Source organism: Calditrichota bacterium, assembly GCA_013152715.1.
GTDB lineage: Bacteria > Zhuqueibacterota > Zhuqueibacteria > Thermofontimicrobiales > Thermofontimicrobiaceae > 4484-87.
In genome coordinates this window covers 1-16,092 of record JAADFU010000183.1, presented here as the reverse complement: position 1 = coordinate 16,092, position 16,092 = coordinate 1, and the positions used below count along the sequence as shown (strand labels likewise).

The 16,092-nt window shown below is 43.4% G+C and carries 8 protein-coding genes; all 8 read right to left on the bottom strand.

All coding sequences use genetic code 11. The features are described from left to right. The coding region (locus GXO74_13910; GenBank protein NOZ62762.1) for a hypothetical protein at positions 1-2,849 on the bottom strand (2,849 nt) is incomplete at its 3' end. A 267-nt stretch (positions 2,850-3,116) separates the two neighbouring features. Next, positions 3,117-3,857: a zf-HC2 domain-containing protein gene (locus GXO74_13905; GenBank protein ID NOZ62761.1), complete on the bottom strand. Its 741-nt coding sequence runs from the start codon at positions 3,855-3,857 to the stop codon at positions 3,117-3,119. Further along, entirely contained in the window at positions 3,854-4,390 is a 537-nt protein-coding gene (locus tag GXO74_13900; protein NOZ62760.1) for a sigma-70 family RNA polymerase sigma factor, read from the bottom strand. Before GXO74_13900 ends, GXO74_13905 begins: the two co-directional genes overlap by 4 nt. Before the next feature lie 54 nt (positions 4,391-4,444). Further along, the gene (locus tag GXO74_13895; protein NOZ62759.1) at positions 4,445-8,608 is read right to left on the bottom strand and encodes a CHAT domain-containing protein; all 4,164 of its coding nucleotides are present in this window, start codon (positions 8,606-8,608) and stop codon (positions 4,445-4,447) included. 750 nt (positions 8,609-9,358) lie between these two features. Beyond that, positions 9,359-9,874: an ATP-binding protein gene (locus GXO74_13890; protein ID NOZ62758.1), complete on the bottom strand. Its 516-nt coding sequence runs from the start codon at positions 9,872-9,874 to the stop codon at positions 9,359-9,361. A 166-nt stretch (positions 9,875-10,040) separates the two neighbouring features. Next, positions 10,041-12,887, bottom strand: coding sequence for an excinuclease ABC subunit UvrA (uvrA, locus tag GXO74_13885; protein ID NOZ62757.1), 2,847 nt, complete (start codon positions 12,885-12,887; stop codon positions 10,041-10,043). A 137-nt stretch (positions 12,888-13,024) separates the two neighbouring features. Further along, positions 13,025-13,918, bottom strand: a complete 894-nt coding sequence (locus GXO74_13880) for a peptidase (GenBank protein ID NOZ62756.1) — start codon at positions 13,916-13,918, stop codon at positions 13,025-13,027. A 7-nt stretch (positions 13,919-13,925) separates the two neighbouring features. Continuing rightward, a complete protein-coding gene (locus GXO74_13875) occupies positions 13,926-15,554 on the bottom strand; it encodes a SpoIID/LytB domain-containing protein (protein ID NOZ62755.1) in 1,629 nt (542 codons plus the stop codon). Between the last annotated feature and the right edge of the window lie 538 nt (positions 15,555-16,092).

Here is a 16,092-nt window from a genome sequence, read left to right as displayed (position 1 = left end):
GTGGTTGTCCCAACTCCCACATTCCCATTATTATCTACATAAACCACATCGGTTGGACTGCCATCGGCAGCATCAAGTGAGTGACCATCAGATGCTGACGCCTGCCAAGTACCATTGCCAGAAGCATCAGAAGTTAACACATAATTATTGGAAGCGCTGTTTGGCATTTTGAAACCGGTCATTTGGACAGTGCCGTTGACATCCAATTGCTGTGCAGGATTGATTTTGTTGATGCCAATTTTACCGTCGCCCTTTATGTAAATATTATCTCTGGTATTATGCTGCCAGATGCCGAAATCCGTATTGTTTCTTCTGCCAACTAACCATTCTCCATTTTCAAACGAACCGTCTTGGTCGCTATCAAACCAGATAGTTCTTGCTCCAATGTATCCGTTGCCGCCAATATGCAAATTTGGCCAGGGATCGATACTGGAAGTACCAATTCCAACCTGACCACCACTTGTTACATAAATTCCTTCATTCCCACCATCATTGGATAGCCAATGTCCATTTAATCTGATATTCTGAGTAGCGGTATGATTACCAAGATTGTCATTACCTGCTGCCGCCTGCCAGGTCCCATTACCGGAAGCATCGGAGGTCAAAACATAACTATTGGCTGCGCCCGTTGCCATTTTGAAGCCATTCATTTGCGCAGTTCCATTGACATGTAGTTTTTGAGAGGGACTTGTTGTGCCAATACCAACTCTACCGGATTGTAAAATTGTCATTGCTTCAGCACTTCCCATATCAAAAGCCAATCTACCAGCATTCGTTTTTAAGAAGATGTGTCCGGACAAATCATTGTGTTGCCCGACCATCATGTAATCATCTCCCTGAAAGTCTCCGTTTGAAGCATCAAAATAAATTCTGCTGGCACCGTTATTCGTATTTGAAACCAATATTCCAGTAACAGAGGAATTATTACTTTTAACCCGAAATCTGTCGGCTTCGACATCAAATTTGTAAGCAGGACTCGTCGTTCCGATGCCCACTCTGTTATCCAGATCATTAAAATAGATATTCGATCCGGCTGCAACGCCGCCATTATTATAAATCACTTCACCATCAGAGCCACCAATCGGTCCCGGATCTCCCTGATCTCCTTTTTCACCCTTGTCCCCTTTCTCCCCTTGTGGCCCTGGAGTACCTTGTTCACCTTGTGGCCCCTGTGTCCCTTGATCTCCTTTGTCACCTTTTTCTCCGTTCGGGCCTTGTATCCCTTGCTCACCCTGCGGCCCTTCGGGCCCTAGGTCTCCCTTGTCACCTTTTTCGCCCTGCGGTCCTTGAATTCCCGGATCGCCTTGGTCACCTTTATCGCCTTTAGTCCCCTGAATTCCTTGCTCACCTTGTGGCCCTTGATCGCCCTGATCTCCCTGATCACCTTTGTCGCCCTGTGGCCCTTGAATTCCCTGGTCTCCCTCGCCCTGCGGCCCCTGAATTCCCGGATCGCCTTGGTCACCTTTATCGCCTTTAGCCCCCTGGATTCCTTGCTCACCTTGTGGCCCTTGATCGCCCTGATCACCTTTTCTTCCTCTGTTTCCCTTTTCACCTTTTAAATCCACATTATCTCCCCAGGTCCCATCGGGATTTTTAAAGTGAAGTTTAGTACCAGACCAGCTATGTTCCGGAGCATCACCGGTTTCGCCTTTTAAGTTTACTCTTGAGCCCCATGTACCATCCGGTTTTTGAAATTGCAATCTTGTACCTGACCAGCGATGCTCAGGAGCCGGGCCTGTCTCTCCTTGATCTCCTTTGTCTCCTTTATTGCCTTTCGGCCCGCGAGCCCCCTGGTCGCCTTTATCACCCTTTTCGCCTTGAGGTCCTGGGATTCCTTGATCCCCTTTTGGACCGATCTCTCCTTGATTTCCTTTTTCACCTTTGGGACCGATTTCACCTTGTTCTCCTTTTTGCCCCTGGTTTCCCTGATCCCCTTTATCCCCTTTTGGACCAACTTCGCCCGGATCACCTTTTTCTCCTTTCTCACCTTGAGGGCCTACTTCTCCCTGATCGCCTTTTTCACCCTTCTCACCCGGCGGCCCTTTCAGCGACAATTGGAATACTGTCTTTGTTTTAATTTTGCCGCTGTCGCCGTAAACCATTACCAGCGCCGTACTATCCACGTCACCGGCATCGGGCGCAGTTGCCAGACGCATATCTCCTTCCACGTCGAGCTTTGCGATTGGCTCATTGGTCGTGCCAATGCCTACTTTTCCCTGCACAACTAATCCGTCCTGCCCTGCAATATTGACTGCTCCGGCGTCGGCGGTAATTGTTCTGCCTGCGCCAGGTCCGCCTTCGTCATAAGCCATATCAAGCGTGTTTCCGCCCTGCATACTAACGGAAATTTTCAACTTATTATTTTCTGTCGTAACAAAAACATTTTCCCCGCCTTCAATGACCACATTATCGGTCAGGGAATTGATCGTCCGCACTAACTGATTTCGAGCGACTTTGCTGCTGGTGATTGTGCTGTCCCCAACTCCTTTGGTCTGGAAACTATAGGCAGAAGCTGTCATTGCGATGCGCGGAGACATTTCCGGACTGTTGCCTACGGTAATTCCCAGCCAGTATTGGCTGTCAAAAGGTAAATTCAGAGGATTTTCCTGCCCCAAAATGACGGAAAATAATCCGCTGATTACGTTAACTTCTAATTGTTCACTCCAAAGGGGTGCCCCGTCGGTTTGCATGTCGTAAATTTGGAAAATAATTGAATAGCTGCCATCAGGTACCTGCTCCCCCGAAGATGTAGTCAAAATCCCTTGATAACTTAGATTCTGAGGAATTTGTCCCCAGCAGAAATGAGCAGTGATAATTAACAGCGCAATGGTCAAAGTTAACCTTCTCATTTTTCTTTCCTCCGATAATAATTTAATAGAATAGATCAATGCCGCCATCGTCTTCAATAAACAAAACGAGACTGGACAAACATTTAATCCATATTTTCGGAAAAATTATAAAAAAGATGATTTTTGTGAAATTAAAAAAGAGAAGTGCGCTTGCTTGTTGGATTTTTGGGAAATTTTTTCAAATCAAAGGCGATGCTATGGGATAGGGAAAGAAAGTGAGAGAATTATGTTGGCGAAATATTTTAAGAGTGAAAGGAATTACAGAAATTACAGTTGTTTTTTTACGTTGATATCTTCCAAAAAATAGCCGTTAATATGAGCGACGTAATCGCCTTTAGCCAGGTTTTTGAAAATGGCTACACCTTCTTTATCTGTTTTTGCCTTTATTGTGAATTCTTCAAAGACCGACGTCAATTCCAAAGTGGCATTTTCAATTCCTGTTTCAATTAAAAGATTGCCGCCGGTGTGTTCGATAATTTTGAGATCTTTTTCGTCATCGCCGCGGAAGGCAAATCCCTGTTGCACTGGTCGAAAAGACAGGACAACTTCTTGAATAAATGCATCGATTTTTCCAATCATTTTGCTCCCGATTTTTTGGGTGGCATTTTTGGCTTTGTCCCTATTCATGGCGAAAAGAACCTGCTTTTCAATTCGCTCGCTTACAGCGACAGGGATTTCGCTGGGCAGCATTTCCCAGTCAGGTACTTCAGCAAGGAGAGAAAATAATGCTCTGCAGGTATCGCATTCATGCAAATGATTTTCAATTGCAACATTTTCCTTGTCGCTTAAATTTTTATCCAGAAAAGAGGGCAATTTTTGAAGAAAGTAATCGCATTGCATAGAATTTTGTTGTCTTATTTGCTTCAATTTTAATTTCAAGTCGGCTAATTCTTGTTGGCATCGAGAACAAATTTGCAGATGATGCTGAACAGTTTCTATCTCTGCTTTTGTTAACCCAAGATTCCTGACGTACAATAAAAGCGCTTGTCTGGTCAAATGTTTCATCATAGCTTTTCCTTAATGCATTTTTTAAAATTGACTTTTCCGCGTTCCAAATTGGAATGGACTGTTCCGAGAGGCAAACTCAAAAGTTTCGCGATCTGTTTTCGCGTATAGCCTTCAAGCCATGACAGAATAATCGCTCTCCGAATCTGGCTTTTTATCTGCTGCAAACAAATGTTGACGATCTCTTCGATTTCAGAAATTTCCAGAAAACCGGATTGCGCTTCCGTTGCAAGTTCTATCGTCAAAGAACAAATTTCTATTTTCTTCTTGCGATAAAAATCGATAATTTTATTGCGCGCAATTCGGTGCAAAAAATTTTCAAAAGGCTTCTCAAAACGAAAAACTTTGAGCGCATCTATTAATTTGACAAATATTTCAGCGGTGCAGTCCTCTGCTTCTGTTTCAGGCATTCCTTTATTCTTGAGAAAAAGGAAAATCAGAGGGTAATACTTCTTAAACAATCGCGTGAACGCCTCTTCATTTCCCTCTTGATAGTCATGAATCAGATCAAAGTCTTGATTAGTGCCTGTGCCCACAATAGACTTCCTATTTTAGTAAACGAAACAAAAACCAAAATTAATCCAGAAAATTTAACAATTCAAAAGTGATGCCCCATTGCCATACAAATTGTAAAAATATCTTATCATATCGTATTCCGGATCCATCTCCGCGGAAAAATCAGATTTACCCGAATCAAGACGGGCATGTTGTAATGATTGCGCTGCTGTAAGTTTCTCTCCAATGAAGTAATGATAAAATTTCACGGCAAAATTTTTCGCTGAGATTTCCGGTATCTGAAAATCAGTGACAATACAGGTAGCAGCGCCAAGTTCGAGAAATTCCGTTGCCAAACTATCATGCCTACGCCACAGATTGGAAATTTCACCGGAACGGCAGCCATTGAGAAACACCACTGGCTTTGAAATGAGATCAATTCCGTAAGTTTGCTTCAGAAAATTAGCGGCGATGAATTCTTCTTTGCCTAAATCAAGCATGTTATTTTCAATATGTCCTGAATAGTGAATCAGACGAAGATTTTCGCCCTGATTATTCAAATTATTGACAATTCTGGCAAACTCATCGCAGTTTTGATAAATGGAGTAAACCTGAAATCGATTATTTTTTAGCAATTGTTCAATTTCTTGAACCTCTTTTTTCACTTGCTGTAGCTCTTTAAAATGCCCTTTCCAATCGCCGTAAAAGATAACCGCCACATCTCTGCCAGTTGCCTGCTGCGCACTGTTTTCTCTTCCGGGCGAAAAATTGATTTTCTCCTGCGTGAAGGAAACGCTGTAGGGAAATTTTTCGCACAAAAACATCTGTTGAGAAGAATTAAAAGCCCAGTGCCACGGGATGAGTAGATTATCCAAAATGATATTCAAATGTAAATTTTCGCTCTGTTTGACAGAAAAAAGCTTGTTCAGCAACCCGGTTAAACCAAAATATTGATAAATTAACGCGCCGATTTCTTTTAGCTGATCGATCGGTTTACTGCCGGTGAGATCACCTGTTCCGATGTAATTTGCATAGTTCAGCCACAATTTTTCGATTCTTTGCAGCAGCCGTTGAATTTTTATCTCTTTTATCGGATAAGGCGTTTTTTCTTCAATCCTATCTGCGAAAATGTTTTTGATTTCCGATTCACAATTCACACTTTCAACCAAATGGGTCAGCAAGTGCTCGCCGCGAAATTTTATCATGTTAATTTTGATAAAAAGAGAAGGGACAGCAAAGGAGTTTTCCGCTGCGACATCCCCGGCAAGAGCGAGATTCCCAACATCAGATTTGGACAATGTCAGCGTGACTTTTCGCGCGGTTTCGAGATGTTTCTGCCGTCGTAGCTCACTAAAATTTTTCATGGCAGGAACAAATAAAAAAACGATAAAGACGATCAATAAACCTAATCCGACAATAGAAAAAAATCCGATTTTCACGCGATAAAAAGCCACAGCGCTGAGTTGTAGAGGGCCTAATTGAACAGGCTCCTCGACATAGTTCATTTGATCGATGGCGATATTTTTCAGTTTTTGCACAATTCCGCTGGACCAACGGATGATTGCCAGATCCACAGAATTGCGGTCGCCAAGACCAAATTCCACCGGCAGGCTATTTTGCGAGCCAAATCCGTGGCCGCCGCTCACCTCGCGCATCTGGATCAAATCGCCGGAAATGAGTTTCACGCGCGTCCCGATGGCGAAAGTATTGCTTTTTCTGCCTGTTAGCTTAAAATGCACCCAATGTTTGTCGCTGGTATTATTTTTGAGCAGCACATTTTTGATTAATTGGGGATTGCGGTGCAGGGAATTCGACAGAAAAACATCCAGGTCTCCGTCATTGTCAAAATCTGCTGTTGCCAGGCTGACCGTAAGCGCCAGGTTGCCTGCGATTCCGGCGCTGGCAGAAATATCGGTAAATGTCCCGTCGCCATTATTGCGGTAGAGTGCGTCCGGATGATCTTTGTTGACGGAATATTTGTGTTTTTCCGGAATGTAGCTGCCGCCGGCGGCATAGATATCCAAATAGCCGTCATTATCAAAATCCGCGAAAACTACGGCGTGCGTGCCCAGCGGCTCGGCGACTCCTGCTTTTTCCGTTACATTCGAAAATGTACCGTCTCCATTATTTTGAAACAGAGAATTCTCTCCGGCATCATTGCCAACATAAAGATCGAGATCGCCGTCATTGTCATAGTCGCCAAAACAACAGCCTTTTGAATTGCCAAAATCCTGCACTCCGGCTGCTTGCGCGACGTCTGTGAATATCCCTTTTCCGTTATTACGATAGAGCCGATTGGGCCATTTGTCTTTTATCGGGTATTCATCCATTCCGCCGCGATTATTCGCCACGTAAATATCCAGATCGCCGTCATTGTCGTAATCGCCGGCAGTGCACAGGCTGATTAATGTGTCGCCGACGCCAGCCTTGTCTGTAACATCGATAAATTTGAAATTTCCTTTGTTCAGATATAAGACATTGGGCCCATTATTGCCAACATAAATATCGAGATAGCCATTATTGTCGAAATCCGCTAAAGCCAGATCGTTAGAGCTGATCCCAAGACCTGCCACGCCTGCTAATTTTGTAATGTTCAAGAAATTTCCTGATCCCGTATTTTGGAGCAGTAAATTTGGCGTATTTATTGGGTTGGCAATATATAAATCTCCAAATCCGTCATTATTAAAATCTCCGAAACCTGCCGCAGAACCTGCCCAATTGTATTCCAAACCCATTGTTTTGGTAAATTCCTTGAATTTTCCAAAACCCATATTTTTGTAAAAAGAATTATTGGCAGATGCCGGGAGCGAAGATGGTGGGTGGTTGCAAACAAAGATGTCAGCCAGTCCATCAAAGTCAAAATCTGTAAAAGTAACTCCATAAGATTTTATTGAGAATTTATTGATACCAGCTTTTTTTGAAACATCAGAAAACAGTAGGCCATAGGGCTCTTGTAGTCTAATTTTTTGGTTAACCGGGATGTTACTGGTATCTTGAATCGTCCCAAAAGGCCAATAAACGATAACACTATCTACTAAAGTATTTTTTCCTAAACCAAAATGAATATTTTGCCTAGTCCATGGTCGATATTCGCAGCCCATTCCCACATCCTTGTACTGGCTGATAGCGCCAGAGACAACTTTAACCCGGGCGCCAAAAGCATCGCTATTGCTACGTGTGCTAACTAAATCAATTTCAAGCCAGTTGTTTTCGTTTCCTTCATTTCGATATAAAATATTGCGTTCTTTATTTGTCAAATAAAGATCAAGATCACCATCGTTGTCGTAATCGCCCCAGGCGCTGTTGTAATTTCTGATTGCCACTTTTGCGAAACCAAGTTCCTCTGATAGGCTGGTAAAGGTTTCATTGCCATTGTTCATATAAATCATAGTCATTGTTGTATCATTTCCGGATATATTGATTTGCCAGTGAAGGTCGAGGAAACCGTCATTGTTGAAGTCAATCCAATCACAATAGCCATAACTACCAGGACAAGATTTCAGACCGGCAGTTGAAGTGATATTGAGAAAAGTATTATCCCCAAGATTCTTGTAAATCGCAATCTTGTTTTTTTCTGAAATAAGGACGTCAATCCAGCCGTCATTGTTAAAATCAGCCCAATTGGCACGTCCCTCGCTATCCATGATCCCGCTACTGTCAAAAATATTTGTGAAAGTTTCATTGCCGTTATTAAGATAAAGAAAATCGGGTTGTTTATTGATATTAATTACAAATAAATCAGGCTGGCTGTCGTTATTTATGTTAATCCATTGCGCACTTTCTGAATCATATTCTTCGGCGACATTAGCAATTGCGGCTATTTCAACAAATTTTCCATTCTTTAATTTTTTGAATAAGCGATTAGCAGGACTATTTTTTTGTTCAGGATTAGCATCACAGCGAATCTCATAAAAATCAAGAAAATTGTCATTGTTAAAATCTGCCCAGACTAATTTTCCTTTTAAGACAAGCTCGAAAGAATCTGTAATATTTATAAATCGTTTAAAATTCATATTGAGGAAAATTTGACATTTCTCATTTTTGGTGTCTAAAAACAAATCCAGATCCCCATCCCCATCAAAATCGATCCAGTGGGAAAAATTATTCCAATAATAATCCACCAATCCCAGTGAATCGGTGACATCGCGAAAGGTGCCATTTCCCAGATTTTTATAAAGTATATTTCTCTGATTGTACCCATTACAGACAAAAAGATCAAGCCAGCCGTCTTCATTAAAGTCAACCCAGGAGGAATACATGCTTTTAAGATCAGTATCAACGCCGGCTTGGGACGATACTTCGGCGAAATGGGGGAGACGAGAGAGCGGAACATTTTTTTGATTTTTACAAAATACAGCAGGTGAAAAATGTGTGAGATTCACCAATAGAACTAAGGACAGAATGCTCAGGGAGTAGTTTATATTTTTTTGATCTGACATTGTCTTTTTCACTTAAAAAATTTAGAGCCAGATAGTGTGTTTGAGAAAAAATTTGACGATTGAATACAAAGGTTATTTCAGCGGCATGGCTGAAAAGCCAAATTCCTTTTTGCAAATGAGAGAAATTTTCTGGAAGGCTAATGACGGACAACCTTTGCCATTAATTGGGTTCAATTGTTTGAGTTGCCGAAACAACGAATTTTTATGCGAACAATAGTTATCACCATATCATGTGAGAAGGAAGTTTCAAAATGGGAGGTCGTAAACCATTGCTTATAGTTAAAAGTAATTAAATTCTTTCGCAAAGTCAAGCAAAAATTGGAATTTTGTTTTATTTGTAATAAACGTGGGTTCAAGCTTCAAGTGCAACTGCTCTGATTGGTGAAGGCTTTTCGCAATTCCGCTTCATGCAATCTGGCATTAGCTCGTTTGAAAAAAATGTAAAGTTTATCAGAATACTAATTTTAATTTTCAGTTGAAATTATTTTCGAGGAGAGAATTTTTTCTAAAGTGAAAATTAACAAGCAGAAAAAACGGCATCGCTGAAGTCTTTGCGATGCCGTTTGCAACTTAAAATATCACAGACAAAGTTGGGTGCGGAGAGGAGAATTTCCTTTTGCACGCCTGAAAAATTGCTGTAAAAGGTTTGAGGAATCCGCTATTTTTGCGGAATTTTACCAGCCGCATCACGTTGCCAATTTTCGTTGCTTCGTACTCGATGCTGTCCAGAAACTTGCGCATGATGAATATCCCCAATCCTCCGCGCTGACTTTTCTCGATATACTCCTGAATATTGGGCCTGCCAACTTTGTTAGGGTCAAAATTTTGCCCCTGATCAATAATTTCCACAATGAGCCGATCCTGTTTCACTTTCACTTTCATGACGATCGTGCCTGGCTCTTTACTGCGGTAGCCGTACTTGATGATATTCGTGCAGGCTTCGTCGATAGAGATGCGGAAGGCATTAATTTCGTGATTTGTAAAACGAAATTGCTCGCCCGCTTCAGTAATGAATCTCCGCAATGACGGAAGCGATTCTGTTACTGCCGGCACAGTTACTTGCATCTCATGCTTTGTTTTCTTCACTTCATGCTTCTTTCTATTTTTTTGCTTGCCGGATAAAGGGATGCAGATTAATCACAACCGTAATGTTCCAAGGTTGGAAGCATTGAGTGAATTTGACCCAATTTGTTGATAAAAAAATTCCCCGGTGATAATTTTCCGCAAATTGATAACGAGCTAAATTGGAATCTCACCTAACTTTTGCCATCTGTACATTGAACACTCCTTTCAAAAATTGCCCGGTGTAAGAATTTGTGATTTCAGCAATTTCTTCAGGAGTACCTTCTGCAACAATTGTACCACCTTCATCGCCTCCCTCGGGGCCAAGGTCGATAATGTGGTCTGCAGATTTGATAACATCAAGATTATGTTCAATTACGATGACGGAATTTCCTTTATCTACCAGTCTATTCAATACGTTAAGCAACATTTTTATATCTTCAAAGTGCAGTCCGGTAGTTGGCTCGTCAAGGATGTAGAGGGTGCGACCTGTACTAATGCGAGACAGTTCAGTTGCCAATTTGACACGTTGCGCCTCGCCGCCGGAGAGCGTGGTAGCCTGCTGTCCCAGCTTGATGTAGCCCAGTCCCACGTCTTCGAGTGTCTTTAGTTTGCGCTGAATTCTGGGGATTTTCTTGAAGAATTCCAGCGCCTGAGAGACAGACATTTCTAACACGTCAGAAATGGATTTGCCCTTGTATTTGATTTCCAGCGTTTCTCGATTGTATCTTTTTCCCTTGCACACTTCGCAAGTGACGTAAATATCCGGCAAAAAGTGCATCTCAATTTTGATAATGCCGTCGCCCTGGCAGGCTTCGCATCTGCCGCCTTTTACATTGAAACTGAAGCGTCCGGGTTTGTAGCCTCTGATTTTCGATTCTGGCAACTGTGTAAATAAATCCCGAATGTGTGTAAAAACTCCAGTGTAAGTCGCCGGATTCGATCGAGGTGTGCGTCCGATGGGTGACTGGTCAATGTCGATCACTTTATCGATGTGCTCGGTGTCAGCGATTTTTTTGTAAGGCAGAGGTTTTTTTTTGCTGTGATATAATTCGCGCTGCAAAATCGGGAACAGAGTCTCATTGATGAGGGTGCTTTTTCCTGATCCGGAAACGCCGGTGATGCAGATGAATTTTCCCAGCGGAATTTTCACGTCAATTGATTTCAAATTATTTCCCGAAGCGCCAAACAATTGCAAAAATGCGCCGTTCCCGGGTCTGCGCGTCTGCGGGACAGGTATCGATTTCTTGCCTGACAAATATTGCCCGGTAATCGATTTCTGGTTGTGCTCGATTTGCTGCGGTGTTCCGGTAGCGACAATGTAGCCGCCTTTTTCGCCTGCCAGTGGTCCCAAATCAACAACAAAATCGGCGTTTTCAATCGTTTCCTGATCATGCTCTACAACAATCACCGTGTTTCCCAAATCGCGAAGATGGAGCAACGTTTTGATCAATTTTTTGTTGTCCCGCTGGTGCAATCCAATAGATGGCTCGTCTAAAATGTAAAGCACCCCCATCAGTTGCGAGCCGATTTGAGTGGCGAGACGAATTCGCTGCGCCTCTCCGCCGGAAAGACTTCCAGCAGAACGACTGAGCGTGAGGTAATCCAATCCCACGTTAATTAAAAAATTGAGTCGCGCTCTGATTTCTTTTAGGATTTGATGAGCAATTTTTCCCTCGCGTTCGGTCAATTTCAAATTGGAGAAAAATTCCATCGCCTGCTTGATAGAAAAATTGGTCACATTGGCGATGTTGTATTTAGCAATGAAAACAGCAAGTGATTCTTTTCTCAGTCTGGCGCCGTTGCATGTGGGACAAGTTTTTACATTCATGAATCCCTCGATCCAGGTACGAATGTACTGAGACGTGGTTTGATGATAGCGCCGCTCCAGATTTTTTATGACACCTTCAAATTGGGTGGTGAACTCTGCGTGCGCTTTGCCGCCATTTCTGTGGTAAACCATGCGCACTTCGTCAGAACCCGAGCCGTAAAAAATGATTTTCTGAAATTTCGGATCGAGTTTGTGAAAAGGAGCGTCCATACTGAAACCGTATTTTTTGGCGACTGCACCCAATTGCGTGAAATACCAGCCTTCGCGTGCTTCACCCCAAGGTTTTATCGCTCCCTGATTGAGAGAAAGATTTTTGTCCGGAACGATCAGAGCAGGATCAATTTCCATGGTCGAACCCAGACCGTTGCAGGTGGGACAGGCGCCGTAAGGGCTGTTGAAAGAAAACATGCGCGGCGCCAATTCCTCGTACGAAATGCCGCAATCGATGCAGGCGAAGTGTTCGCTGAAAAATAGATCTTCGCCGTCCAGAATATGAATCAAGACAATTCCTGACGCCAGTTGCAGCGCAGTTTCGACTGATTCCGTGAGCCGACCTCTGATGTCCGGCTGGATGATGAGCCGGTCAATGACAATTTCGATGTCATGTTTTTTGTATTTTTCCAGTTGAATTTCTTCTTCCAGTTCCCGCATCTGTCCGTCCACGCGCACGCGCACAAATCCGTCTTTGCGCGCTTCTTCGAAAATTTCCCGGTACTCGCCTTTTCTTCCGCGCACGACCGGAGCGAGAATATTAATTCTCGTCTCGACAGGCAATTTCATCACTTGATCCACAATCTGCTGCACTGTCTGCCGCTGAATCGGTTTTCCGCAATTGTAACAGTGCGGCTTGCCGATGCGGGCGAAAAGCAAACGGAGGTAATCGTAAACTTCAGTCACTGTTCCCACTGTGGAACGCGGATTTTTGCTCGCAGAACGCTGTTCAATGGAAATTGCCGGAGAAAGTCCTTCAATGTAATCCACGTCCGGCTTTTCCATCAAACCTAAAAATTGCCGTGCGTAAGCAGAGAGCGATTCCACGTAGCGACGCTGTCCTTCTGCATAAATCGTATCAAATGCCAAGGATGATTTTCCTGACCCGGAAAGCCCGGTAATCACCACAAATTTATCCCGCGGAATCTCCAAGTCAATATTTTTGAGATTATGCTCCCGCGCGCCTTTTATGAAAATTGATTTTCGTTCGGACATTTTTTGTTCAAAGTTCATGGTTCAGAGTTCCGGTTTTCAAGTTTCAGCTTTTCATTCTATTAATTAGGAAAAAGCACTAATGCCAAAAGCCAAGTGCCAAAATTAACTAATTCATTCAATTTCAGTTCCGCAAAAAGTCATAGTTCAAATAATTCAAGTAAGGCCGGAGTGACATCAAGGATCGAATTTATTTTTTCAAAAAATTTTTCTGAATTTTTTCCCCAGCACATGAGCGGAACCGGATTTGTGGTGTGCGTTTTTTTTGACAAATCTTCGATATTTCCATGGTCGCTGGTTAAAATGAGCAAGGTTTCCGACAGGTCGAGGAAATTTAAAAGCACCATCAGGAATTTTTCCAATAAAAGCAGTAGCTCTACTGCATGAGCGAAATTGCCAGCATGGCCTGCATGGTCTGTTTTGAAATATTCGTAAAGACAAAAGTCAAATTTTTGGCTCTGTCGTGCGAGAATTTCTCCGGCTCCCTGCGGCGAAAATTCCGGCACAGAAAATCCTTTTCGGATGAGCTCCCGGTTGGTGAAATCGTGATAAATAGACCGTTTTTGCCGCAAATCGTCCAGCGTGAAGAAAGACAAACCCGCTTTCCAGTTCATGACGCTGGTGACGGACAGAAAACGGATCAGCGCCTGCGGCCCCATTTCAAAGAATAGCGGACGGTAGGCATTGATAAAGGCAGCGGATTTTCCGTTTCGCGAAAATTTGGCAAGTATTGATTCCTTTGCCAGAATTTCCCTCAATTTTCCATTCGGAAAACCGCTCAAATGCCGCCCCAAAATTTCCGAAGCGTTGACTCCCGTGTACAGCGCTGTCTGTCCCGTAGCGCTTTGCGGTAGCCCCGCTACACCGAGGCGGGCATCTATCGCTTTCATCAGACCGTTTTCGGGAATTTTCTTAGGAAAAGCATCATCCAGAAAATGGTTAAAAAATCGAATACGGCTATCAGTGCAGGGATTCGACGTTTTGTCGTTGCTGCCGATTCCGATGCCGTCGATGAAAAAAAGTAAAACTCGCACGTTTATCTCAATAGAATTTGACTAATTTGGTGTAAGGATAGTAATGATTTAAAACTTCTTTGTAATTTTTTCCTTTCAGCGCCATCATTGCCGCGCCGGTCTGACACATGCCGACGCCGTGCCCCCAGCCGGCACCTTTGATGATGAAATCGCTGCCTTCGCGATCCACGACAAAACAGGAACTGTAAAGATAATTTTCCGATAACGTGCGCCGAATTTGCAGTTCATTGTCCACGGTGATTTTGCCTCTGGTGCCGCGAATCTCAATTTCGTAAAGTCTGCCGGAAACGCCGCGCAGTATGGGAACGATCTGAGTCACCAGACCGATTTTTTGTCCTGATTTTTTTTCAATAATTCGACTCAACTCGCGCTGGGAATAGCGAACTTGCCAGCGGAAATATTTTTTTGTGTATTCCAGAAAATCCGGTACTTCGTTCGTTTGCGTATTACAAAATACGCGCGGTTGGCTCTCGATCCAGCGGCGGACATTTTTTTCGTTCTGCAAATACGCGCGCGGCAGACGAATATTTTCCGCGTCTAAATGTCCTTGCAAATAGGGGTGAGGCTCCCCGTTCCAGACATATTCGTTATTTTCCGTATGACCGCCGCACACGCCGGCGTAAAACGTCTCGCAAATTTGATTTTTATACACGAGAATTTGTCCCGCTGTTTCGTTCACGGCCTGCGTCACGCGCGGAGATTCCCGATCTATTCCGCCGTACACATGGCAGTGAACTTCGTCGCACACATCGAACGGCGCCAGCGGATGCTGTTTGCCGAGACGCGCCAACGTGTAGCAGCGAGCGGCGACCGCCTGCGCCTTCAGTGCTTCCAGCGGAAATTTTTCCTGCATCTCCGAGCCGACAACGCCCTTGAGATAGGTCTCCAGCGGAATCACGTTGATGACCGTGAGCTTGCCGAAGCGATCGACGACAAATTCCAGCCGAGAATGATAGCGCCGCTTTTGCTTTTCCTCGAAATGAAAGCCTTCCGCTGTCGGCAGTTCCAGCGAAAAAATATCGCCGCGAAGGATCATCACGCGGGAGGCGTGAAATTTCTCACCAGTCTTCAGATTGGTGAGAAAAATTTCTCCGCTGGCAGGCGCATTGATAAATTGAACTGCGACTGCTGTCACTTTGTCGCGAATTGTCCATTGATAGCGATATGCCTTGTCCGCGTCAGGAAATTTTTTGTCAATGACGACGGAATAGAGCGAGGCGACTTTTAATCTGCCTTTGCGGAACAATCTCGCTTTTCGCGAAACAATTGCCACCGGCAAATTGAGCGAGCGCAGCGAATCCGCCAGCCGATACGCTTTCCTGCGGTCAGAGAACTCCCGCACGCGAAGCCGGTAAATCATTTTTGCTTCCCGAGCATTTGCAACATCAATTCGGTAAGGCTGATTCCAAGCCAGGCGGGAAGCGATTTTGCGCGACCGATCCAAAATTTCCACTTTCCCGTCAATCTCAAATTGCAGCGACTCCAGGCCTTCCGCCAGACCAATACGAATCAGGGGCATGGTTTCCGGCTCACGTTTCTCCTGGGGAAAATATTTCTCCTCATACTGCGGCGGCGGCGCACAGGCGAAAATAACGATGATTGCAATGATGAAAATCGAAATGTATTTCAAAACCATAGTTGCTCCGGCAAAATTATTTTAATTGATAACATAAGAGAAATTTGTTAGAAAATCAAGGGAAAAGTTTGAGGTAATGGGTAAAGAATAAATCTCACACAAAGACGCGAAGGCACGGAGAAAAAATATTTTAAAAGACTACTCAGTTTATTCAGAAAAGCTATTGAAAATTGACAGAGCAGTAAAAAAATAGGACACGGATACGCGCGGAGTTACGCGGAAATTATAAAAAAAATATCCGCGAAGATCGACAAAATCCGTGTTTATCCACGTGCTAATAAGTTAGTTTTTAATACTACAAAAAACAAAATGTTATTTTTATATTTTCTGAAGTAGCTGATCAATTATTTTAATTTTTTTTATACTTCCAGTCTTTGAGACTTCGAGGCAATAAAAGAACTATCGCAGCACAACAAACTTAAAAATTTGTGAAATTTTTTTACCTTTAAATCGAATAAAATAAATCCCGGCTGGAAAATGTCCCACTTGCTCACGCCGTCATGATTGGCTGCCACATATAAATAATGATCGCGAATCT

Excerpts from the sequence above, each read along its gene's own strand:
- uvrA (NOZ62757.1), bottom strand. The coding sequence starts at position 12,887 with ATGTCCGAACGAAAATCAATTTTCATAAAAGGCGCGCGGGAGCATAAT.
- GXO74_13875 (NOZ62755.1), bottom strand. The coding sequence starts at position 15,554 with ATGGTTTTGAAATACATTTCGATTTTCATCATTGCAATCATCGTTATT.
- GXO74_13895 (NOZ62759.1), bottom strand. The coding sequence starts at position 8,608 with ATGTATTCCTCCTGGGTTGACTTTAATGAAGACGGCTGGCTTGATCTT.
- GXO74_13905 (NOZ62761.1), bottom strand. The coding sequence starts at position 3,857 with ATGATGAAACATTTGACCAGACAAGCGCTTTTATTGTACGTCAGGAAT.